22 protein-coding genes are annotated in these 22,743 nt (G+C 68.4%); 5 read left to right on the top strand and 17 right to left on the bottom strand.

The features are described from left to right. Nucleotides 1-4: 4 nt before the first annotated feature. The 7 genes from RHA1_RS29700 to mftA are packed head-to-tail and all read right to left on the bottom strand — an operon-like array spanning nt 5 to nt 7,629. On the bottom strand, nt 5-1,966 hold the full coding sequence (locus RHA1_RS29700) for a mycofactocin system FadH/OYE family oxidoreductase 2 (RefSeq protein ID WP_011598113.1): 1,962 nt from the start codon (nt 1,964-1,966) through the stop codon (nt 5-7). Further along, nucleotides 1,963-2,775 carry a mycofactocin-coupled SDR family oxidoreductase gene (locus RHA1_RS29695; protein WP_011598112.1) on the bottom strand — a complete coding sequence of 271 codons (813 nt, stop codon included), beginning with the start codon at nt 2,773-2,775 and terminating at the stop codon, nt 1,963-1,965. Before RHA1_RS29695 ends, RHA1_RS29700 begins: the two co-directional genes overlap by 4 nt. An 8-nt stretch (nt 2,776-2,783) precedes the next feature. Next, a complete protein-coding gene (locus RHA1_RS29690; protein ID WP_011598111.1) occupies nt 2,784-4,748 on the bottom strand; it encodes a mycofactocin system FadH/OYE family oxidoreductase 1 in 1,965 nt (654 codons plus the stop codon). Nucleotides 4,749-4,764: 16 nt separating this feature from the next. Then, nucleotides 4,765-5,946 carry a pre-mycofactocin synthase MftD gene (mftD, locus tag RHA1_RS29685; RefSeq protein ID WP_009479311.1) on the bottom strand — a complete coding sequence of 394 codons (1,182 nt, stop codon included), beginning with the start codon at nt 5,944-5,946 and terminating at the stop codon, nt 4,765-4,767. Nucleotides 5,947-5,975: 29 nt separating this feature from the next. Then, complete coding sequence (gene mftC / locus RHA1_RS29680; RefSeq protein ID WP_007295767.1) at nt 5,976-7,193, bottom strand: mycofactocin radical SAM maturase; 1,218 nt, start codon at nt 7,191-7,193, stop codon at nt 5,976-5,978. A gap of 35 nt (nt 7,194-7,228) precedes the next feature. After that, complete coding sequence (mftB, locus tag RHA1_RS29675) at nt 7,229-7,531, bottom strand: mycofactocin biosynthesis chaperone MftB (protein ID WP_081437482.1); 303 nt, start codon at nt 7,529-7,531, stop codon at nt 7,229-7,231. A gap of 2 nt (nt 7,532-7,533) precedes the next feature. Then, nucleotides 7,534-7,629: a mycofactocin precursor MftA gene (gene mftA / locus RHA1_RS45350; RefSeq protein WP_005573048.1), complete on the bottom strand. Its 96-nt coding sequence runs from the start codon at nt 7,627-7,629 to the stop codon at nt 7,534-7,536. 133 nt (nt 7,630-7,762) lie between these two features. Between mftA and mftR the strand changes: the two genes are divergently transcribed. Then, nucleotides 7,763-8,386: a mycofactocin system transcriptional regulator MftR gene (gene mftR, locus RHA1_RS29670; protein WP_005239471.1), complete on the top strand. Its 624-nt coding sequence runs from the start codon at nt 7,763-7,765 to the stop codon at nt 8,384-8,386. A gap of 38 nt (nt 8,387-8,424) precedes the next feature. After that, nucleotides 8,425-9,249, top strand: coding sequence for a mycofactocin oligosaccharide methyltransferase MftM (gene mftM / locus RHA1_RS29665; RefSeq protein WP_011598109.1), 825 nt, complete (start codon nt 8,425-8,427; stop codon nt 9,247-9,249). A 5-nt stretch (nt 9,250-9,254) separates the two neighbouring features. Here the strand turns inward: mftM and RHA1_RS29660 are convergent, their stop codons facing one another. Continuing rightward, entirely contained in the window at nt 9,255-10,544 is a 1,290-nt protein-coding gene (locus tag RHA1_RS29660; RefSeq protein WP_011598108.1) for an HNH endonuclease, read from the bottom strand. 294 nt (nt 10,545-10,838) lie between these two features. Between RHA1_RS29660 and RHA1_RS29655 the strand changes: the two genes are divergently transcribed. After that, entirely contained in the window at nt 10,839-11,294 is a 456-nt protein-coding gene (locus RHA1_RS29655) for a hypothetical protein (protein WP_011598107.1), read from the top strand. 20 nt (nt 11,295-11,314) lie between these two features. Here the strand turns inward: RHA1_RS29655 and RHA1_RS50660 are convergent, their stop codons facing one another. Beyond that, nucleotides 11,315-11,473, bottom strand: coding sequence for a hypothetical protein (locus RHA1_RS50660; RefSeq protein WP_009479305.1), 159 nt, complete (start codon nt 11,471-11,473; stop codon nt 11,315-11,317). A 42-nt stretch (nt 11,474-11,515) separates the two neighbouring features. On the opposite strand from RHA1_RS50660, the gene RHA1_RS29650 reads away from it, so the two are divergent. Next, complete coding sequence (locus RHA1_RS29650; protein WP_011598106.1) at nt 11,516-11,818, top strand: putative quinol monooxygenase; 303 nt, start codon at nt 11,516-11,518, stop codon at nt 11,816-11,818. Between the two features lie 44 nt (nt 11,819-11,862). Continuing rightward, on the top strand, nt 11,863-12,435 hold the full coding sequence (locus RHA1_RS29645; RefSeq protein WP_050787416.1) for a putative immunity protein: 573 nt from the start codon (nt 11,863-11,865) through the stop codon (nt 12,433-12,435). Here RHA1_RS29645 and RHA1_RS29640 read toward each other — a convergent pair. The 8 genes from RHA1_RS29640 to mdo form a co-directional block, all read right to left on the bottom strand. Beyond that, nucleotides 12,422-14,086, bottom strand: a complete 1,665-nt coding sequence (locus RHA1_RS29640) for an ABC transporter permease (RefSeq protein ID WP_011598104.1) — start codon at nt 14,084-14,086, stop codon at nt 12,422-12,424. The two genes, RHA1_RS29645 and RHA1_RS29640, sit on opposite strands and share 14 nt — an antisense overlap. Beyond that, nucleotides 14,083-15,018: an ABC transporter ATP-binding protein gene (locus RHA1_RS29635; RefSeq protein WP_011598103.1), complete on the bottom strand. Its 936-nt coding sequence runs from the start codon at nt 15,016-15,018 to the stop codon at nt 14,083-14,085. Before RHA1_RS29635 ends, RHA1_RS29640 begins: the two co-directional genes overlap by 4 nt. Nucleotides 15,019-15,088: 70 nt before the next feature. After that, nucleotides 15,089-15,775 carry a MadR family response regulator transcription factor gene (locus tag RHA1_RS29630; RefSeq protein WP_009479300.1) on the bottom strand — a complete coding sequence of 229 codons (687 nt, stop codon included), beginning with the start codon at nt 15,773-15,775 and terminating at the stop codon, nt 15,089-15,091. Beyond that, nucleotides 15,772-17,112 (bottom strand): MadS family sensor histidine kinase, encoded by a 1,341-nt coding sequence (locus RHA1_RS29625; protein ID WP_011598102.1) that lies wholly within the window; start codon nt 17,110-17,112, stop codon nt 15,772-15,774. Before RHA1_RS29625 ends, RHA1_RS29630 begins: the two co-directional genes overlap by 4 nt. Before the next feature lie 4 nt (nt 17,113-17,116). Beyond that, nucleotides 17,117-18,304, bottom strand: coding sequence for an iron-containing alcohol dehydrogenase (locus RHA1_RS29620; protein ID WP_317569181.1), 1,188 nt, complete (start codon nt 18,302-18,304; stop codon nt 17,117-17,119). Between the two features lie 139 nt (nt 18,305-18,443). After that, nucleotides 18,444-19,982, bottom strand: coding sequence for a MadC family VWA domain-containing protein (madC, locus tag RHA1_RS29615; RefSeq protein WP_011598100.1), 1,539 nt, complete (start codon nt 19,980-19,982; stop codon nt 18,444-18,446). Nucleotides 19,983-19,984: 2 nt separating this feature from the next. Then, complete coding sequence (locus RHA1_RS29610; protein ID WP_009479296.1) at nt 19,985-21,091, bottom strand: MadB family AAA-type ATPase; 1,107 nt, start codon at nt 21,089-21,091, stop codon at nt 19,985-19,987. Nucleotides 21,092-21,198: 107 nt separating this feature from the next. Continuing rightward, nucleotides 21,199-22,470 carry an NDMA-dependent methanol dehydrogenase gene (mdo, locus tag RHA1_RS29605; RefSeq protein WP_005239439.1) on the bottom strand — a complete coding sequence of 424 codons (1,272 nt, stop codon included), beginning with the start codon at nt 22,468-22,470 and terminating at the stop codon, nt 21,199-21,201. Between the last annotated feature and the right edge of the window lie 273 nt (nt 22,471-22,743).

Genomic DNA, 22,743 nt, shown 5'->3' with positions numbered 1-22,743 from the left:
GGCGCTAGAGCGCGAGCGCAACCCGCTCCCCCTCGATGACGGCGGAATGCGCGCGGCGCGGAGCCAGGGCATCGCCTATGCGATGAACCTCGATACCTCTGTCGGCCAGGTCTTTCCAGAGCTCCTCCTCCGGCTGCTGATGCGCCGAGGACACCACCCAGTCGACGGTGAGCTGCCGCGACTCACCGGTCGGATGATGCAGGAGCGTGACCGCGAGCCGCCCTCCGTCGACGGCCTCGCACCCGGTCGGCACCACGTCCGTCACCTGCGTGATGCCCTTGTCGTGCGCCCGCCGGTTCCAGCCCTCGAGGTCCAGCGTGATGCCGAGGTCCTGGCCGACGATCATCCCCGGTGTGCAGATCGTGACGGCACACCCGGCGTCGGCGACGAACTCCGCGACGGACGTGCCCTGATGGAATCCCAATTCGTCGACCACCAGCACCGCCCCGGCCGGACGCGCGCGGCCCTCCAGCACGTCCCGCACGTCCACCACCCGGTCCGACGCGCCCGCCCAGCGCGGTCGGCGCGGACGCGCCCCGGTCGCGAGCACCACCACGTCGGGACGTCCCTGCATCAGCGCCCCGGCGGTCGCGTCGGTGCCGGTCCGCACATCCACACCGCGCCGAACGCATTCCGATTCCAGATCGACGACCAAGTCGAGGAACTCACGGCGCCCCGGGACGACGGCAGCCGTCCGGACCTGGCCGCCGAGAACCGTCGCGCGTTCGAACAGGGTCACGTCGTGCCCCCGCTGCGCCGCGGTCGCCGCGGCCTTCAGCCCGGCCGGTCCACCGCCGACCACGAAGACCCGCCTGCCGGGAACCGTCGGTTCGGGCAGCAGGACCGATTCCCTGCCCGCGCGCGGGTTGACGACGCACCCGAGCCACCGGCCGAGCCCCATACGTCCGATGCATTCCTGATTGCACGCCAGGCACGTTCGGATGTTTCCTTCTTCGCCGGCCAGGGCCTTCGCCGCGAAATCCGGGTCCGCGATCTGGCCGCGCACCACCCCGATCAGGTCGCAGTGCCCCTCGTCCAGAGCCTGGTCGGCCTGGTGCGGATCGGAGAATCGGCCGACACCGACCACGGGAAGACCGACCCGTTGCCGGATCGCGTTCGGGACGAACAGCGCGTACCCGCGAGGGACGGCCATGGACGCCTCGATCATGTGGAGCGTCTCGGTGGCCATCCCGATGGACGTGTTGATGTAGTCGACACGGCCGCCCGCCTCGACCAGAGCGGCCACCTCCACCGCCTCGTCGAGGCGGACTCCACCGTCGAACAGATCCTCCCCCGCGAGCCTCACCCCGAGTGCGCGATCCGGACCGATCGCGACGCGCACGGCCTCGACGACCTCGAGGAGGAACCGGGCCCGGTTCTCCAACGATCCCCCGTAATCGTCCGTGCGCTGGTTTGTGGCGGGGGCGAGAAAACTGCGCACCAGCGACGAATGGGAGCACTGCAGTTCGATCCCGTCGAATCCGCCTCGGACGCAATGCTCGGCCACGCGCGCGTACCCGTCGACGAGGGTCCGGATCTCCCGCTGATCGACCGCCTTGGGAACTTCGCGGAACAGGGGATCGGGGACTGCGCTCGGCGCCCACAGCGGCCGCCGCGAGTACATGCTCGACCCCTGGCCGCCGTTGTGGTTGACCTGAGCCAGGATTGGGACTCCGTGCTGGTGAACCGCGTCGGTGATCCGCCGGTACCCCGGGACGACCTCCGGCCGGTAGCCGGCGATCACCTTCTCGTACGGCCAGTCGCCCGGATGGGTGGCGTGCTCCTCGGAGAGGATCAGGCCGGCACCGCCCTTCGCGCGCGCCGCATAGTAGGCGGCGTGCTGCGCGGTGGGCAGGCCGTCCACGGCGTACCCCGTGAGGTGCGCGGAGAAGACCACCCGATTGCGCAGGGTCAGCGGCCCCAGACGCAATCGGGTGAACAGGTGGCGGTACGCGGAGGTGCTCACACCTTGGTGTTGCCCATGTCGACGGCGACCTGACTGCCCGTGACCCTCCGCGAACCGTCGCCGGCCAGCCACAGCACCGCATCGGTGATGTCGTCGGTGTCGGCCAGCGGGTGCTCGGTGAGGATGGTGCCGAAGCTCGACAGGTAGTGCGGGTGCTTCTCGAGTATCACGAGGCTGCCCGGATCGGTGCCCATCGGAGTCTTCACCCCGTACGGGTGAACGGAGTTCACCCGAATCCCGTATTCGCCCAGTTCCTTTGCCGCGGTCTGGGTAAGTCCGACGAGCCCGAACTTGGAGGCGGCGTAATTCGCCTGCCCCGGCAACGGCTTGATGCCCGCGACGGAGCTGATCACGATGATCGAACCCCCGCGACCTCCCTCGATCAGCGCAGGCACCGCAGCCTTCAGCGTCTTCCACGCCCCGGTGAGGTTCACGTCGATCAACGTCTCCCACTGCTCGTCGGGCATCTCCCAGAAGCGGTTCCAATTGCAGATCCCGGCGTTCGCGATCACGATGTCGAGCCGGCCGAACTGTTCGACTCCCCGGTCGACGACAGCCTTCAGTTGCGCACTGTCACGCACGTCGGCCTGCTCCGCGAGAATCTTGCCGCCCTCGGATTCCACGAGCCGCACCGTCTCGGCCAGGTCGTCCGGCGTCGCCGGCTCGTAACTGTTGTACTCCGACACCGGCCCGCAGATGTCCACGGCGATGATCGCCGCACCATCGCGCGCCAACCGCACCGCGTGCGTCCGTCCCTGCCCACGGGCAGCCCCTGTGATGAACGCGACCTTGCCGTCGATCTGTCCCATGAAATGTCCTATCTCTCGTTGACGAGGGTGAACGGATGGTGGTCGAACTCGTTCTGCCTGTGCGCGGTCCAGGTCAGCGCCTCGGCGCGACCCTCCCGGACGGCCTCGAGCAGTGTGCGGGGGGCCACGCAGTCGCCGATCCGCACCGCATCCGGACGCGACGAGCCGAGTGTGTCCTCGGAGAGGCGGTGTGAGCAGTCGATCAGCACGGTGCACGGCACCACCGACTCTTCGGCGGTGTACCGGTTGCGGATACGCATGCCGTCGTCGCCGATCGAGACGATGCGACTGTCGAGGTGGCGCGTCACCCCGGCTCGTTGCATCCGGGTGTTGGCATCGGCGAGATCTCCGGTCATGCCGAGTCGCGAGCCGGCCACGGAGTCCTGGGTCACGATGCTCACGTCGCGCCCCTGCGCCGCGAGCCATTCGGCGACTGCCACGCCGACCGGTCCGCCGACCGGGTCGAAGACGACATGGGGCCCCTTCGTCGGCGGTCCCCCGTCCAGCAGATCCGCGGCGCCGACGCACCGGACGTTCCCCTTGGCGGGAAACGGCAACGGGCGGGGCCTGCTGCCGGTCGCGAGGATTACCGTCGCGCCCTCGCGTTCCGCGGCGTCGATGTCGGCGTCCGAGACAGCGGTGCCGAGACGGAATTCGACTCCGAGGCTGCGGCATTCGTTCTCGAGCCAATCGGTGAGCGCTCCGAGGTGCGGCGCACCTACGGCTGCCCGCACCATCCCGCCGAGCCGGGCCGACGCGTCCGCCACGGTGACGCGGTGACCGCGCAGGGCCAGCACTCGCGCCGCCTCGAGACCGGCCGGACCGCCGCCGACCACCAGCACCGCGCCGGTGGCCACCTCGGCGGTGTCCTCGACGGGATCGACGGTCTCGTGCCCGGCCGTCGGATTACCGACACACGTGACCACCGGATTGCGGGGGTCGAGCACCTGGCACGTCTGATTGCACAGGACGCACGGCCGCGGCGCCGCACCGCGCCGGATCTTGACGACGAGATCCGGGTCGGCGATCTGGGCACGCGTCATCTCGACGACGTCGGCGACGCCCTCGTCGAGCGCCTGCCGGGCGTCGGCCGGATCGACGACGCTGCCCTGGAGAACGACAGGGACCACGCCCGCGACAGCGGCGCGGATGTCCCGGCAGAGCTCGGTGTTGAACGAGGGTGGCCGGTGGAAGTCGGGGCGGTACGCGTTCGGCGTCATCGGTCCGCCCCGGACCACCACGAGCAGGTCGAGATCCTCGGCAAGTTCTCGTGCGTGTCCGGCGGCGATCGACGGCGTGATCCCCGCCCAGGACGTCGCCTCGTCGCAGCTCAGGCGGAGCGACAGGACCCGGCCGGGGCCCAGCTCGTCGCGGACGGCGGCGAGGACCTCCCGGGTGAGGCGCAGCGGGTCGGCGCCGTACGCGTCATCGCGCACATTGGTGAGGTTCGAATGGAACTGCCGCAGTATCCCTCTCGGTCCCGCGTCGAGCTCGACACCGTCCACGTCCGCGGACACGGCCGCGGCGGCCGCGGCACGGAAGCCCTCGACGAGACCGTCGATCTCCGCCCGCTCCATCTGCATCGGCATCTCACGGGAGATCACGTCGGCAATGCCCGACGGTCCCCACAGCACCGCCTGCGAATACGCACTCGACCCCTGCAGTCCGGTGTGCCCCAGCCCGGCCAGCACCAGCGTGCCGTGCGGGCGGCACGCAGCGACCACGTCCCGCCAGCCGCCGACGCAGTCGGACGCCAGCGGCGCCCGCTCGTACGGCCAGTCGGACGCATGGACCGACGCCACCTCGGTGACGACGATCCCCGCACCACCACGCGCCCGACGCTCGTAGTACGCGACGTGCCGCGGGGAAAGCGCTCTTCCCGCACCGAGATTGGTGGGGTGCGGACCCAGAAGCACCCTGGCCGGGGCGTGGCGTCCGGCCAGGGTGATCGGGTCCGTCAGTTGCGCAGACATCTACGCCGTTCGTCGGTCAGGATTCGGCGCCGAGCACACGGGCGAATCCGGGCGGGATCACGACGTCGGACGGCGTGAGGTCGTGGATGGACGAATGACCCAGCCCGAGCAGCGCCGAGTCGATACCTCCGCGGAGGACGTCGAGAACGTTCTCGACGCCGGCCTGACCGTTCGCCGAGAGGCCCCACAGGTACGCGCGGCCGATCATGACCGCCCTCGCACCGAGCGCGACGGCCTTCACGACGTCGCTACCGCGGCGGATACCACCGTCGAGAAGCACCTCGACCTGGTCGCCGACGGCCTCCGCGATGGCGGGCAGCGCGCGGATCGGCGCCGGGGTGCCGTCGAGGTTGTTGCCGCCGTGATTCGACACGGAGATCGCGGTGACGCCGGCGTCGACGGCGCGCTTGGCGTCGTCGACCCGCATGACACCCTTGAGCATGAACGGCCCGCCCCACTGCTCGCGCAGCCACGCGATGTCGTCCCACGTCGGCAACGGCGTCTGCATCCACTCGCCGTAGGCGCCGAAGAACGTGGGCGGTTCCTGACCGGGCTGCGCCAGGTTCGGGGTGGTCAGATCCGGGATCTTGCGGGTCTTCGCGAACTCGTACAACCACTTCGGACGGGCGATGCCCTCCGGGGCGAACTGGAGCATCGCCTTGAGGTCCATCTTCTCGGGAATCGCCGGGCTACCCCAGTCGCGTCCGTACGAGAACGACCAGTCGGTGGTGATGATCAGGCCGGTCGCCCCGGCGGCGCGGGCGCGTTCCATCCGCTGGATCAACACGTCCCGGGTGCCGACCCAGTACATCTGGAAGAACGTCTGAGGATTGGCCGCCGTGACCTCCTCGATCGACTTGCTCGCGAACGAACTCAGACCGATCGCCGTTCCCCGTGCCGCCGCCGCACGCGCGACCGCGACCTCGCCATCGGGGTGCACCGCCTGCACACCGGTCGGGGAGATCACGACGGGCAGCGAAATCGGCTGACCCATCACGGTCGTCGACAGCTCACGCTTGTCGGACAAACCGACGACGTGCGGGGCGAACCCCAACTCGGCGAACGCCGCGATGTTGTCGTCGACCGTCACGCCCCGCTCGGAACCGGCGATCAGCGCCGCGTACACCGACTTCGGCAGGCGCTTCTTCGCGCGACGCTGAGCCTCCGCCACTGTTTCGAAGAACGGATTCTTACCCATGGCAATACCTCTCGTACCTGGCAGACGACTTACGTCTGGTCCATGCCCGCAAGCGGGTTCTCGTCACAAATCTTTGCCGGCGGACGCACCATCAGCGTCAACGGAACCGGCGCCCGCGGAGTCCGGCGCTGGCCGGTGCGGGAATGGTCGACACTGGATTTCGGGATCTCCCCCGCGGCAGCCAACGCCAGTTCGCCGTTGCCGATCACACATTCGGGGTCCGGGCCGTCCATCGGCAGCCCGGTGAAGAACTTCGCGGCCATGCATCCGCCGCGGCAGGAGTCGTAGTGGTTGCACTTGCTGCACGCGCCACCGGTCTGTGGGGACCGCAGCTCCTGGAACAGCTCCGACGTCTGCCACACCTGCTGGAAACCGCCGTCCGCCACGATGTTTCCCGCGAGGAACTGCTCGTGGATCGCGAACGGGCAGGCGTAGACGTCGCCGATCGGGTCGATCAGGCACACCACCCGTCCGGCGCCGCACAGGTTCAGACCGGGCAACGCATCGCCGTACGCGGACAGGTGGAAGAAGGAGTCGCCGGTGAGCACACCCTCGCCGTTGGCGACCAGCCAGTTGTACAGCTCGCGCTGCTGCGCCTGCGTGGGATGCAGTTCGTCCCACACGTCCGCGCCGCGCCCCGACGGTCGCAGCCGGGTGATGCGCAGGGTGGCGCCGTACTTGTCGGCGAGGGCCTTGAAGTCGTCGAGCTGGGACACGTTGTGCCGGGTGACCACCACGGAGATCTTGGCGTCCTTGAAACCCGCCTCGGACAGATTCTCGAGTGCCCGCACCGCCATCGCGAACGAACCCGGACCACGGACGGCGTCGTTGACCTCGGCCGTCGCACCGTCGAGGGAGATCTGCACGTCGACGTAGTCGCTGGCCGCGAGCCGGGCGGCGACCTTCTTGTCGATCTTCACCCCGTTCGTGGAGAACTTCACCCCCACCTGGTGGGCCGTCGCGTAGTCGACCAGCTCCCAGAAGTCCGAGCGAACCGTCGGCTCACCGCCGCCGATGTTCACATAGAAAACCTGCATACGCTGCAGTTCGTCGATGATCGACTTGCACTGCTCGGTGCTCAACTCCCGCGGGTCACGTCGGCCGGAGGAGGACAGACAGTGCACACACGACAGGTTGCACGCGTAGGTCAACTCCCAGGTGAGGCAGATCGGGGCGTCGAGACCGAGTTCGAACTGGTCGACGAGGCGGCCGACCGGGGCGGACGGCCTTTCGAGCATGGAGGTCATGGGCTGTGTCCTCTGGTACGGGTGGAGAGAGCTGGTCAGGCGGGGACGATCATGTGCGACTCGGCCAACGTGCCGAGCGCTCGCGCATACTGCGCGGCAGCGTCGTCCCCGATACCCTGCGCCCGCAGTGCGGACCGGGCGTCGGCGTGTGAGGGAAGCGCTTCGACCACCGCGACGATCGTGCGGTTCTTCAGGAACGACAGCTTGCGCGTCCCGAAGTGGTAGAGCAGCGCCCCGAAAGGTTCGGGACGCAGCGCCACCTGCGGATGAAGCTTCCAGCCCACATCGAGATCGATACCGGCGTTGCCGGCCACTGAAGGAGAAGCTGGAGCGGACATGATCAGTACACGCCGCACATGCCGTCGATCGAGACCTCTTCCACCAGGGATTCCTCGACCAAGTCGTTTTCCAGCACGTTGTTGTCGCGATCCGACATGATTTCCTCCTACTGTTCGGTGATACGGCGCGAGCCGGAGGGATGTTCCCCGTCATAGGAGACCGTCCCTGTGACTCGCCTCACCACTGTAATGGCATCGAGTGCAGAATGACAGATCGGGAGGGGACGAAAATTGAGAAGTCGTCGAAAACCATCCAGTCGGATAGGGCGACGCCCGTCCACAACGCAGGATCGGATCAGCACCGTCGGGATCGAACTGTTCACGGAACAGGGGTTCGACGCCACCAGCGTCGACGAAGTCGCCGAAGCGTCCGGCATCGCCCGACGCACCCTCTTCCGCTACTTCCCGTCCAAGAACGCGATCCCGTGGGGAGACTTCGACGCTCACCTCGCCGAAATGCGCGCCCAACTCGCAGCGCAACCCGACGACATCCCGATCGTCGACGGACTCACCGCAGCACTCCTACAGTTCAACGCGTTTCCCGCGAGCGAGGAAATCAACCACCGCAAACGCATGGGGCTGATCCTGCGAGTCCCCGCCCTGCAGGCGTATTCGGTGGTGATGTACGAAGGGTGGCGCAACGTCATCGCCGAGTACGTCGCGAGCCGGCTCGGAACCTCACCGACCGACCACGTTCCCCGGACAGTCGGCTATCTTCTACTCGGCGTTGCGATGTCGGCGTACGAGCAGTGGCTCGACGACGATTCGCTCGAACTGAACGAACTACTCGCCAGCGGAATGCAATCGCTCTACGATGGGCTGAGTTCCCTCGGCGAGCCCGACACCCGAACCTGACCCACTCCCGCCATCACCTCTCGGCAAGGTTGCCTCGAATGACTTCCACTCTCGACACGCCCCCTTTCGACTCCCTTGCACCGTGCGAATCCGGGCTGTGGTCACATGGTCATGTCACGGTCGAGCGGGTCGCGGCCGGGCCGCTCACACTCACCCGTGACGGCGACCAGCTGCGGGTGACGCACGCCCTGACACCCGAAGATCTGAGCGAACGACTCGTCGCCTCGGTCACCGCGTCCATCGAGGACGCCGACTTCGGCCAGGACGAATTCGAATCGACCATGGTCGGACTGGTTCGCTCCACCGTCGACGGTGCGCTCGAAGCGTGGACCGTCTACTACCGCAACTCCCTGAACGAACTGCTGGACGGCACCGCCGACTTCGCACCGATCCACGAGAAGGCGGAACAACTGGTCCGCGGTTCGGTCCTCGACCTCGGGTCGTGCTTCGGATTCCTTCCGCTCCGACTCGCCCGCGCCGGGCGGTCCGTCACGGCAACCGACATCCTGCCCGGCACCATGACCCTCCTCGACGCCGTGACACCGGAACTCGGCCTCGATCTGCGCACCCTCGTGTGCGACGCCGCGCACGTGCCGGTTCCCGACAACAGCGCCGACACCGTCACCGCAATCCACCTCCTCGAACACGTCGACGAAAACATCGGGGCCGCAGTGATATCCGAAGCCCTCCGCGTTGCCCGCGAGCGGGTTGTCGTCGCCGTCCCCTACGAGGACGAGGCAACGGCCTGCCACGGACACATCCGCACGTTCGACACCCCGTCGCTCACGAAGCTCGGTGAATCGACGGGACGCCCGTTCGAGGTGTTCGAGCACCACGGCGGCTGGCTCGTGATCGACTGCTGACCACCTCACGACGCCCACAGATGCGCCGGGGTCGGGAGCGGCGGCGCGGTTGATCGGTAGTGGTGCCCGGTCGGGGTGCCGAGGTCGATGAGGTGGGTGCCGCCGGGATTGCGTACGGGGCGGGCGGACCATCCGTCGCCCTCCTTCGCATAATTGCAGGCCTCGCAGAGGCCGGTCCCGTTGTCCGCCGTCGTGGCACCGGATTCTCGGTGTGAGCGGATGTGGTCGTGATGCCGGATCGGGGCGTCACACCACGGGGTGCGGCACGTTCGGTCCCGCAGATCGATCAGTGTGGCGAGGCTTTTCGGGAACGTGCGCGACTGCGATTCCATCGCGGTCAACACCCCCGACTGCGGGCACGCATACACCCGCCGCAACGACGTCTCGGTGTCACTGTCGACGGCGTCGGCCACCAACTGCCGGGCAATCCCCGCCGGCACCGGCCCGAACCCCTGCAACTGCGCGGCCTCGTGACCACCGGCCAGCAGAGTCTCGTCCGAGAGCACCAGATTCACCGCCACGGGAACACCCGACGCCACCGCCTGCCCGGTGCCGCGGTCGAACAGCAAGTCCACCATCAGCTGATTGCGGGTACGGCCACCGCTGTTCCCGGTCGCGATGAGACTGTCCGCATCCCGACCCAACGTGGCCTGCAAACACACCGCCTGCTCCACCGGCATCAACACGCTGAGATACGCCATCGAATCCGGCGCCGGCCGTGACGTCACCCGACGCTCCGACACCGCCTTACGATGCCGGGCCACAACCGCCGCGGCATCGAGTTCCACCGCCAACGCTTTCGCCCGCGCGATCAGACGCCGGTCGCCGACGCCGTCGAGAGTGGCCGGGTCCGAACATAACCGGCGGTCCACGATACCCCGATCCGCAGCCGACAGGCACGCCGTTTCGCGCACCAACAGGGTGGCTCGCCATTCGTTCAACCGGCCCGACCGCAACATCGCCAGGGTGTGCGGCATCTCGTGCACCAACGCCCGAGCGAACCCGAGATGCCGACCACCACGGTTCGGGGATTCCCTGCGCGCCAACGCAATCTGCGAGGCAATGCCGCGGTCCCACTCCACCCGCGGCAAACCTCGAGCTCTGCGGTCCGCACGTATCTGCGTGGCGACGTCGTCGGTGATCACCGCCTGCACCGCGCACCCGACCGACTTCAATGCCTCGATCGCATCGAGCCACTCGATCCCCAACCCAGTGTCCACACCCGCCTCGACACTTCGCAGCCGCGCCGCGAATACACGCAACTCCTCCAGATCCGGCGCCACCAATCCCCCCACAACCAACCTCCCCCAAGGTCATTCGAAACTTTGTTCGATTCTAGCCCCCGAACACGACCACAGCAATAGGAAGCTCCGACAGACCCGTCGCGCAGGCGCGAGACCCGCTCCCCGACGCTGGAGCCGGTGTTGGTCACGCAGCCCCGGAGTAATCGTCGCCAACTCGAGCGTCGCGACCGTCCGCGACCTCGACGGCACCACCGCACGGCTAACGAAATCCGATGCCGCAGCGACAGAAGCACCATACGGACCCGATCGTCAGAAGCGGGGCCGCCGGACCCGAAGGAGTATCCGATGACCCAAAGGATCCGCAGGTTCCTCGCCGGAGCGGCCGCGTCGTCCGCCCTTGCCGCCGCGGTGGTCGCGGTTGCCGCCGCACCCACACAGGCCGAACCCTCGGCCGACTGTCACACCGGCACCACGCCCACATCGGGCACCTCGCACTGCACGGCGCAGGGCGTGCCCGATGGCATGACTGCGGTCCACATCGGCACCGTCGAGTGCTTCGGCCTGACGCCACGAGCGATTCCGGGACCCGGGGGTGTCTCGCACATTCCGTGGATTCAGGGCTATCGCCGCGATGGCCTGTGGGTGCCGACGGGGACACCGTCGACCGGATCGTGCGTCGGCGGGATCGGCGCCCCGTGGTGGGAGGTCGGCGTCCCGACGGGCGCCTTCACAACGTGCGGGCTGCAGGAGGGGATCGTCACCTATGTCAGCGTCGGCTGCAATCCGATCCGCCCCCAGTAGGGCACACGGACCGTCAGCGATTACGGAATGCGGTCGGCGAGGATCTGCTCGCGGAGTATGTCGGCGTGGTCGTCGAGCATGGATGCGATGGTGTCGGAACGGGCGAGGGTGAACGACTGGTCGGGAGTGCTCGCGATGAGAGGTGCTGTGGCGAAGACGCGTCCCGGCCCGAAGTACACCCGACCGGCTCGACACGAGGACGCCAGGAAGAGAGGCGAACCATGGTCATCGTCGCAGGACACATCACCGTCGAACCGCAGCAGCGCGAGTCCTATATCGCAGGCTGCGTGAGCGTCGTCGAACAGGCACGCGGCTCCGCGGGTTGCCTCGACTTCGCCATCTCCGCCGACCTGATCGACCCCGGTCGCATCAACGTCTTCGAGCGCTGGGAGTCGCAAGCGGTGGTCGACACTTTCCGCGGCAGCGGCCCGAGCGACGAGCAAGGCGCGGACATGCTGTCGGCGTCGGTAGCCGAGTACGACGTCGCCGACGTGCGGACCCTGTTCGGGGAAGACACAGCGTGAACGCGCGGTACGGCACACCGGCCCCGATGGTCGAAAATGGAACGATGGCAGGGGAAGCGAACGAGATCGTTCTGAGCACGCAGGAACTTCGTGAGGTCACCGCATTCGCCGTGGAGTGTGCCGAGGTGGTCCTCGAGATATTCGAGGCCGATCAGCCGCACGACTCGCGGCCCCGAGACGCGATCACGGCTGCGTGGGAATTCGCGCGGGGTGCTGAACGCGGCAAGTCTCTGCGCGACACAGCGTGGGCCGCGCTCGCGGCAGCCAAGGGCACCTACACTGTGGCTGCGCGCGAGGCAGCGTGGGCAGCGATGTCTGCGGCAGGCGCCGCCTATCTGCATCCGTTGGCCAAGGCCACCCAGGTCAAACATGTTCTCGGAGCAGGCGCTCACGCGGCCAGAGCCGCCGAACTCGTCGCCGGTGACGATCGGACCGTCGGTGCCGGGCACGTCGTGCAAGCGGTGCTTCGTGCGACACCGGTCGTCGTCGATGTGCTCGAACGCTTCCCCGCGGCACCGGGAGGCGGTGGACGGGTCGGTGAGTTGATCCGCATGCTGGACACCGACCTTCGCCGCCGACCGCCGGCCCAGCCTCCCGGTTCCGCTACGAGTTCGTGAGGTCGCGCCGACGGAACAGCACCACTCCGACGGCACCCACGCCGACGGCGATCACCGCGAGCGAAATCAGCGGAGTGGCCGTCACGTCCGCGGCGGGAACGGGCGGGACGTGCGTGAACGGCGACAGATCGCGAACCGCCTGAGGCAGCCCGAGCAGTGGTCCGAGGAAACCGAAGATCAGGCAGACAGCGAGCACACCCCAGGAGAGCCCGGCCGACCAGGCCGGGACGCCGCCGAACACCAGCACCACCAATGCAGCGACCACCCCGATCGCCGGTACGAAGACGAGGGCGGCCCCCGTGAGGTGCACGACCTTCCCCGGCGCGTCCTCGGTCACCAGACCGTACGCGAGCCCGGTCGCCGCCCCGGTCAGCGTCTGCAGGACGACGATGCCGACGGTGACCAGGCCGACGTGCGCCAGCATCCACCGCGGACGCGAGACCGCTGTCGCGAGAACGGGTTCGAGTCGCCCCGCCGACTCCTCTCCGCGCATCCGCAGCAATGCCTGGACGGCGTAGCCTGCGACCGCGATCGCCATCATGCCGAAGATGGCGGCGAAGTAGGCGTCGACCATGTTCGTCGTGCCGCCGCCGAGCTGTTCCATCATGTCGGCCACCTGCTCGCCCTCGCCGAGGAAGTCGTCGATCTGCTCTGCGATCGCGCCGTACACCACGGCGAGGACGGCGATTCCGAATGCCCACCAGAACAGGATTGTCCGTTGTATCCGCCACGCCGATCCGACCGCCGTCGGCAACGAACGGGACGCGCGGGCGGGGCCCGGGCGAGTCGGGACGAGCCCCGAGCCGACATCGCGGTGTTCTGTGAGGGCGAAGCCGACCGAGCCGACCGCGAGTGCGAACACGACGGGGAGCACCAGCACCCACCAGGCGTTGTCGTCGTACGGACGGACCTGCTCGGCCCAGCCGATCGGCGACACCCACGTCGGCCAGCCGCTCACCACCCGCGTGCCGTTGTCCGTCACGGTTCCCGTCATGTCCCCCACCGCACGCAACAGGAATGCCACGCCCAGGGCGGCCCCGGCCAGTCCGTTGGCGGTGCGGGCACTGTCCGTCACCTGCGCCGTCACCGCGGCGATCGCCGCGAACGCGATACCGGCACCGGCGACGGCCGCGCCGAGCGCCACCGACCCGTCCAGCGGCAGACCCGCCGCCACCAGCACGACGACGTTGAGCAGTCCGAGAGCAAGGTTCGCGCCGACCGCGACCACCAGGGCTGCGGTGAGCAGTGCCTTCCGGCCCACCACGGCGGCCTCGACGAGTTCGGCGCGGCCGGTCTCCTCGTTCTGGCGGGTGTGCCGCACGACCAGCAGTGTGGTCATCAGGCCGGCGGCCAGCGACAGTGGCATGACGATCTGACAGGCGAGCACGGCGCCGGCACTGTACCCCGACACGAGACCGTTGGTGGCCAGCGCGACCGGCGACGCCGCAGTGGCCATAGCGAAACTGCGAAGGTCGGGCTCCGTGGGATACAGGCCGAGCACGCTCGAAGCCGAGAATGCCTGCAGCGCTGCGAGAGCGAGCAGCCACACCGGCAACTGGATGCGGTCGCGGCGCAGGGCGAGCCGCACGAGCCGGGTGGTTCCCGCATACTGGCCGCGGCCCGCCGTCGACGGCGCCGTCACCGTGTTCACGGCGTCCGCGTCCCGGACTCGGCCCGCCGATGGTTCTCTCCCTCTCGGGCCAGTTCGTCCCCGTAGTGCCGGAGGAACAACTCTTCCAGCGTCGGTGGCGTCGACGTCAGCGACGTGATGCCGAACGTCAGCAGGTGTCGCAGCACCCCGTCGATCGCGCTGGTGTCCACCTCGCACCGGGTGTGCAGGCCGTCGACTCGCACGTCGTACACCCCGTCGACGGCGTCGAGCCCGGTCACCGGCCGCTGCGTCTCGGCGGTGATCGACGTGCGCGTGAGGTGACGCAGTTCCGCGAGGGTGCCGGTCTCCACGGTCCGGCCCTCGCGGATGATGCTCACCCGATCGCATAACGCCTCGACCTCCGCGAGGATGTGACTCGACAGCAGGACCGTCTTCCCCGCGTCGGACATTTCCTCGACGCAGTCCTGGAACACCGACTCCATCAACGGATCCAGCCCGGACGTGGGTTCGTCGAGCACGTACAGTTCGACGTCCGACGCGAACGCGGCCACCAGTGCGACCTTCTGCCGATTGCCCTTCGAGTACGTGCGCGCCTTCTTCGTCGGATCGAGTTCGAATCGCTCGAGGAGTTCCGCGCGCCGCGGCTCGTCCAGCCCGCCGCGCAACCCCGCGAGGAGGTCGATCGCCTCCCCGCCGCTGAGGTTGGGCCACAGGTTCACGTCACCGGGAACGTAGGCGAGCCGCCGGTGCAACGACACGGAGTCGCGCCACGGGTCGCCGCCCAGGAGGTGCGCACTGCCCGAGTCCGCGCGCAGCAGGCCGAGCAGGACCCGGATGGTTGTCGACTTGCCGGACCCGTTGGGGCCGAGGAATCCGTGCACCTCCCCCGTCCCCACCTCGAGGTCGAGACCGTCGAGTGCGCGGTTCGGCCCGAACGTCTTGACGAGATTCTCCACCGAGATCGCAGCCATGATGGGGACGCTACGCCGGTTCGCGAGTGGTCACGACGGGTTCCGCTGCCCCCGCCGCGACGGGGCCGGATCAGATCAGACCGAGTTTGCCCGCCTCGTACACGGCCTCCGCACGGCGGCCGACGTCGAGTTTACGCATGATGTTGCTGACGTGAAATTTCACCGTCGTAGCCGAGATGAACAGCCGCTCGCCGATTTTCGCATTCGACAGACCCTTGGCGAGGAGCTGCAGGACCTCGAGTTCACGTTCGGTGAGCCCGTCCCGCGGCGTCGTCTGCCCGTTGAGCGAGCGGATCACCGCCGACGCGCTGCGTGAATCGAATGCGCTCTCGCCGCGGGATACGGCGCGGATGGCGCGGACCAGTTCGGTGGTGTCGACATCCTTGACCACGTATCCGCGGGCGCCGGCGTGGATGGCGCGGACTACGAGTTGCTCGTCGAGGAACGTCGTGAGCACGAGCAGTCCCATCGTGCCGTCCGCAGCGGACAGCTGGGCGCACAGTGCCAGCCCCTCGTAGTCGGAGGCCGCCGACAGCTTCAGGTCCATCAGCACGACGTCCGGCGCGACGTCACCGACGACGGCCAGCGCCTCCTGCATGGACGACGCCTCCCCGACGACCTCGAGATCCGGCTCCCGTTCGAGGACCGATCGCAGACCCTGACGGAGAATCGCGTGGTCGTCGACGAGCACGAGCTTCACCACCGAGGTGGGGCGAGCGGACCCGGCCTGGTCACGCACCGCGGTTCGTATGGTCATCGGTCCACCTCACTGTCGGAATGTAACGGGATCCGGGCAGCCACCCGGACTCCGCCGATCCTGGCCCGCGCCACTTCGAGGGTGCCGCCCAATTCGGCTGCCCGGGCCTGCATGTTCGCCAACCCGCGGTGGTGCCCGTCGAGGTCGTTGTTCGCCGCCATCCGCAGCATCAGTCGCATCCGCTTGGGATCTCCGTCTCCGTCGTCGGCGACGGAGAGCAGCACCGAATCGGCCGAATACGTGAGTCGCAGGACGGCGCGCGTCGCGTGGGCGTGGACGGCCGCGTTGAACAGTGCCTCGCCGGCGATCCTCAGCAGCGCGTGTTCCCGGTCGCTGGACAGCTCGGCGGGTGTGCCGCCGACGCGGACGGTGACCGCGAGTTCGTCGGGCATGTGCACGACCCCGAGTTGCTCGAGCATTTCGGGCAGGGACGTCCGGTCGGATCCCCCGGAGTGGTTGAGCGCGTAGATGGCCGAGCGCAACTGCTCCACGGCGCGGCGCGTCAATTCCTTGGCAAGATCGAGCCTCTCACTGCGTTCGTCGTCCGGGACACCGCTGCGGCACACCTCGATCTGCATGCCCGCCGACAGCACCGCCTGCGTGACACTGTCGTGGAGTTCGCGGGCGATCCGGTGCCGTTCCTCGTCGAGCACCTGGTGCCGGTGCGCCGCCCCGAGTTGACGCTGGGTGGATTCGAGTTCGGCGTTGCGCACCGCGAGATCGGAGGCGGTGCGGCGCGCCTCCGAGTACGCGTGCTCGGCCCGCTCGAGCAGCAGCTGTCCCCGCTGGTAGAGCGCCGAATTCTGCAGTGCCACGGCGGTCTGACTCGCGAGGATGCTGAGGACCGCGCCGTCGGTGGTGTCGAGAGTGCGGTGCTCGGCCGTCCAGGCCGCGAAGGCTCCCACGACGCCACCCTCGAGGACGATCGGCACGAAGGCGTGGTGCGCGTCGATGACGGGAGCGCCCCCGGTGCGCGCGGACCGGATGTCGGCCAGACACATCACGACCTCGTCCGGCAGCGGTGGGCCCTCGACGTCGTCGACGAGGAACGGCGTCGCGTCCGGCCCCAGGACCAGCCGGCGCGGGCCGGCGTCGGGCAGCATGCCGTCGGCGAGGGCGAACGCGACCCATCGCGCGTCCAGGTGCGCCCGGGCCGCCTCGGCGACCGCGCAGATGAGGGTCTCGGGGCCCTCCACCGTACGGACGAGGGCCCGTGAGATGAGTTCCAGCGCGTGGACGACACGTTCGAGACGTTCTGCGGCGCCACGATATTGGGGGTAGAACGTCGGCTTGCCGGACCGCAGTCCGGTGAGCGTCGACAGATCCGGGGCGTTCACGGGCTCACAGCGCAGTCCGGAACAGCGCCACCATCTGCTCCTGGGTGGCCGTGCGCGGGTTGGTGGACATGCAGGCGTCGCGGAGGGCGAACTCGGCCAGGCGTGTCAGGTCGGCTTCGCGAACTCCCAGCTGCCCCAGACCTTTCGGCACTCCGACCTCGCGGGCGAGGCGTTCCACCCGGTCCGCGACCGCGAGAGCGGCCTCCTCGGGTGTTCCGCGACGCTCCTCGAGACCGAGCGCCGCGGCGATGGCGACGAACGGGGTGGCGTCGTCGGTGGCGTTGAATCGGATGACGTGCGGGAGAAGGATGCCGTTGATGACACCGTGCGGCAGGTCGAGCAGTCCCCCGACCTGATGGCTCATCGCGTGCGCGGCACCGAGGATCGCATTGGTGAACGCAAGCCCGGCTTCGAGACTCGCCTGCGCCATGACGGCACGCGACTCCATCTCCATCGGCTCCTCGATGGTGCGGACGAGGGTGTCGGTGACCAGTCCGACCGCGCGGAGCGCATGGTGGTCGGTGAGCGGGTTGTGGGCCAGCGACACGAACGCCTCGATGCCGTGAGTGAGCGCGTCCAGGCCCGTCGCGGCGTTGAGCCAGTCCGGCATGGTGGTCAGCAGCCGGGGGTCGATCACGGTCACGTCCGGCACGAGCGCGCGGCCGATGATGGTGATCTTGGTGCCCCGCCTCGTGTCCGTGACGATGCAGAACTGCGACACGTCGGCGCCCGTTCCCGACGTGGACGGCACCATCACCAGCGGCGGGATCGGACTGGTGGCCTGGTCGACTCCCTCGTAGTCGAGGATGTTTCCCCCGTTCGCGGCGAGCACCGCGATGCCCTTCGTCGCGTCGATGACGGAGCCGCCGCCCAGCGCGACGAGGACATCGCACTCGCCCTCGCGATACGCGTCGTGCCCGGCCGCGATCTCGTGGTCCTTGGGGTTGGGCGTCAACGCGCTCCACACGACGGGGGTGAGGCCCTGTTCGCGCAGCTGATCCTGGAGTTCGGCGGCCCAGCCGGCGTCGATCAGACCGGGATCGGTGACGAGCATCGGCCTCGATCCGCCGAGGCGGAGTACGGCATGCGCGGCCTCGACCATGGACCCGATACCGAACACGATCTCGGGTGCGTGGAATTTCACCAGCCTGCCCGGGGCGGTGGTGCGGGTGGACGGATAGGACACGGACAAGTCGACACTCCTCCCGACACCTGCGTGCATGTGATCCAGATTACAAGACTCTGACCTAGACCCTACGGTCCGGGACGAGCCCCCACACCCGCCGAAGGACAGGTGCGGTACCTGCCCGATCGGGTAGGTAGCGGGGTTCTCACCGCAACGCGTGCCCCAGCTCGGCGGCGCGGGACATCAGCTGGGCGGCATCCCGCGCGACGACGACACGGTCGCAGATGTCCGCGTAGTCCGGCATCGCGCACGACGCCTGGTTCCAGTACCGCTCGGGTTCCGGCGTGATCCAGGCCAGTCGGTGGACCTTGCGACGCAGTTCGGCGAATTCGTCGACACCCGGCGGCAGGCCGTTGCACCGCCCGTCGCCGACGACGACCACAGAGGTGCGGGAGTTCACGTCGGTGCCGAACTCGGTCAGCACGTCGGCGAACACCCGGCCGTAGTCGCTGCTCGCCTCCAGGTCGATGCGCGGGTCGGCGAGCACCGACGCGAGCGCGTCGTCGTCGGTCCCGGCGAGGAGGGTGTCCGTGACGTCGACGGGCCGGTCCACGAACGCCAGGACCTGGCAGCGGCTCGCCCGGCGATGCATGGCCTGCGCCAGCCGGAGTGTGAAGGCGGTGACGGGTCGTACCGACAGCGACACGTCCGCGAGGATCAGCACCCGCACCCGGTCCGGGCGGGGCGCCTTCACCATGAGGTGGAACGGTATGCCCTCGGTCCGCAGGCTCGCGCGCACGGTCCGTCGCATGTCGAGCCTGCCCCGCGCGAGTTCGCGCGGCCGGGGGCGCGACGGCCCGCGCATCCGCCGAAGCACCTCGTAGCACGCCTGATTCACTTCGGCGCGGGTCGTGGCCGCCACCGCGCCGCTCGTGGTCTCCGGTCCTTTTTCGGGTCCGCCGGTCAGGTCCCGGGCGTCCGCCAGCGCGCCGACGAAGGCCTCGACCGCCTCCGCCAGCCGGTTCAACTGGGCCGCGGTGAGTGGTTCGGCCCCATCGGAATCGGCGTAGACCGTGCTCGGGTCGTAGGCGTCGAGCCACGCGAGGATCGACTCCGGATCGTCCCAGGACAACGATCCGACGACGGCACCGCTCGTCGCCGACGCCAGGTCCCCGACGGCGGTGCTCGCCGCCCGCTCGACCTCCACCGTGTAGGTGACACCGCGTCGTCCGGATTCGGCTTCCGAATCGACGGACAGATCCGCGTCGCTCGACGTCATGCTGACATCGTCGTCGTCCTTGTGGGGGTTGAACCCCTTCTGCGCCTCGGGGGTGTCGAAGTGGTCGCCCACCTCTGCGGCGCGCTCGTTGTATTCGGCGTATCGCACCGTCTCCGCGTTGTCCGCGACCTCCAGCGCGGTGGGCAGGCCCTCCGCGAACTCGGTCCGGGACGGTGCACGCACGTCGTCGGGTGCCGCGTCGGCGACCGATGCGAAGAACACGTCGAAGGCGCGGTCGAAACCCGCTTGCTCGTACGTGTACTTCGCGCACACCGCACGCAGCGACGCCCTCAGCATGGGCAGGTCCCGGCCGCCGATCAGGCCGAACACCCGGCGAACCTCGATGACCTCGGCCGGGGACGCGGCGACACCGTAGCGGCGCAACACCTTTCCGAAGGACGCCGCGAGCACGTCGAGGAGTTGCGCGGGAAGGGACCGGGAAGGGTCGGGCTGCGGGTGGAGCATCGTCAGCGCCTGCCCTGCCGACCCGCGCCGATGCCGCCGCGGTCGCGACCGCCGTGCCCGCGGAACACCGCGGTGGTGGTGTTGGCCGGCCGCGATGCGACCGTCACCCGCTCCACCGGCCCGGCCGGAGCGGTCTCGCCGTCGTCCGCCGGGAACGGCCGTTCGCCGGAGAGCCGGGTGCGGACCAGTTCGACGTCGCTGGTGTATTTGAGCAGGGCGGTGAGCAGGATGTCGCGGACCGCGGCCTGCGAACTCACGGCCACTCCGGTCGACTTCAGGACCACCGCCGCACGGGCCGCGTCGATGACCTCCGCGATGGACGGACTCTTGCGGAGCGGCAACTGCCGCAACGTGCGAGCCAGATCCACCACGTCCGCCGCGACGGCCTCCTCGACCTCGGGGGCCTTGGCCGTCACGATGTCCCGCTCACGCTGTGGTGTCGGGTAGCCGAGGTGGTAGTGCAGGCACCGACGCTTGAGTGCGGGTGACAGTTCGCGAGTGTCGTTGGACGTCAGGATCACCCACGGCGCCGACCGCGCGGTGAACGTCCCCACTTCTGGGATGGTGACCTGCCCCTCCGCGAGAACTTCGAGGAGCAGCGCCTCCATCGACTCCTCGGTGCGGTCCACCTCGTCGACGAGCAGCACCACCGGTTCCGGTGACAGGATCGCCTCGAGCAGAGGACGGACCGACAGGAACTTCTCCGAATACAACCCGAAATCCTGCGCGGCCAGGAACTGCGACGCCTCGGCGACGTCGTCGAACGCGGCCATCTTCTCGCCGATGCGGTCGCGCAACATCTGCACGTGCAGAAGCTGTTTCGCGTAGTCCCACTCGTACAGGGCCCGGTTGTCGTCGAGACCTTCGTAGCACTGCAGCCGCACGAGCTTGCGCCCCGACGCCTCGGCCAGCGACTTCGCCAGCTCCGTCTTGCCGACGCCGGCCGGCCCCTCCAGCAGCAGCGGACGTTCGAGGGCGGTCGCCAGGTGGACGACCACCGCGAACTCGTCGTCGGCGATGTAGTCGACCTCGCGCAACGCCTCCTTCAGTTCCGCGCCGTCGGCGAAGCGGATGTCCTCCGGTTCGGGGGCTGTGTGCGGTGCAGTCATGATCGGGGCGTCCGTCCTTCGTCAGCGGTGTGGTGGTGGGAACGCATCCGGGGCGGGGCCGGGCTGGGGTGTGGCTCCCGCCCCGGACGCGAGTTTCGGTGAGGCGGTCAGTACGCGCTGTTGATCGCGTGATCGACCACGGGGAGCATCGACTCGACCGTCACCTCGCGCGGGTTGCCCGGCGTGCACCAGTCGCCCTGGATGTGCTCGGAGATGGCCCGCACGGTCTTCTCGTCGCCCCGGATGGTGTCACCGCGACCCTCGTACTTCTTGGTGTTCATCTGGTTCTTGTCGTACGAGTCGGTGCGCACCTGACCGAAGTTGTCCGGAATGCCGACGTCCTTCGCCAGGCGGATGGCCGCCTCGACCGCAGCGTCCGCGGCCTGCACCGTGGTGAGGTTGCGGGTGTCGACCCCCAGCGCCCCGGCCAGCTGGGCGTAGCGCTCGTACCGCGACGGCAGGTTGTACTCCCAGACGCGGGGCAGGGCGATCGCGTTGTTCAGACCGTGGTGGCTGTCGAAGAACGCGCTGACCGCGTGCGAGATGGAGTGCACGATGCCGAGACCGCCGGAGTTGAATGCCTGGCCGGCGATGTACTGCGCGTTCATCATTCCCTCGCGGGCCTTCAGGTTGCGCGGCTCGAACACGGCCTCGCGCAGGTTCTTCGCGACGAGTTCCACCGAATACAACGCATTGCCGAGCGACGGCGCGAAGTCGAGACGCGACACGTACGGCTCACTGCCGTGCGCGAGGACGTCGAATCCGCAGTACGCCGTGAAGTGCTGGGGGCAGGTGTAGTACAGCAGCGGGTCGTCGATCGCGAGGGTCACGATGGTCGCCTCGTCGAATCCCACCCACTTGTGCGGGTTGTTCATGTCCGACGTGTCGGTGATGACGTACGCCCATGACGTCTCCGAACCCGTACCGGCCGTGGTGGATACGGCGATGTGGGGCGGGTTCTCCTTGTTGGTGGACTTCGCGAATCCCTCGAACTCGTTGATGTTGCGGCCGTCGTGCGCGACCACCACACGGGCGCCCTTGGCGGCGTCGTGGCTCGAGCCGCCGCCGACGGAGATGATCGAGTCGCACTTCTCCTTCTGGTAGAGCGCTGCCGCCTCCATGACGTTGTAGTCCTTGGGATTGGACTCGACCTTGTCGTAGAGCACGACCTCGACGCCCTGGTACTCGATCTTGCCGACCAGTTCCTCGATGATGCCCGAGCCGCGCAGGCCCGTGGTCATGAGCAGGGTCCTCTTGAATCCGAGGTTCTTCGCCTCGACGCCGATGATGTCGTGGGCGCCCACTCCCATCAGTGCCCGCGGGAACGGGTGGAATTCCTTGATGGGGAAGTCCCAGATCTGGTTGAGCTCGATGGCCATGGCCGTCTCCTCGATTAGTCGATGTCGGATCTGAAGCGTTGTGGAAGGGGACGCACTCGATGTGATCGGCGTCTCACCTGGAACCCACTGTGACCTAGTTCGGGCCCCGGTTACAGGCCTGCGGGGCCGAACCGTCCGACCGCGGCGCACAAACTGCCCGAACGGGCAGGTACGGCCGGGCCGAGCCGGAGAGGGCGGCACTCGATAGGCTGTCCCCTTCATGCGGAGTCCACCCGCTAGGCAAAAACTAGAACCTGTTCTATATTTGGAGCA

This window comes from Rhodococcus jostii RHA1, from assembly GCF_000014565.1.
Taxonomy (GTDB): Bacteria; Actinomycetota; Actinomycetes; order Mycobacteriales; family Mycobacteriaceae; genus Rhodococcus_F; species Rhodococcus_F jostii_A.
Note: the sequence above shows the minus strand (reverse complement) of the source record. Positions and strands in the feature narration are given on the sequence as shown.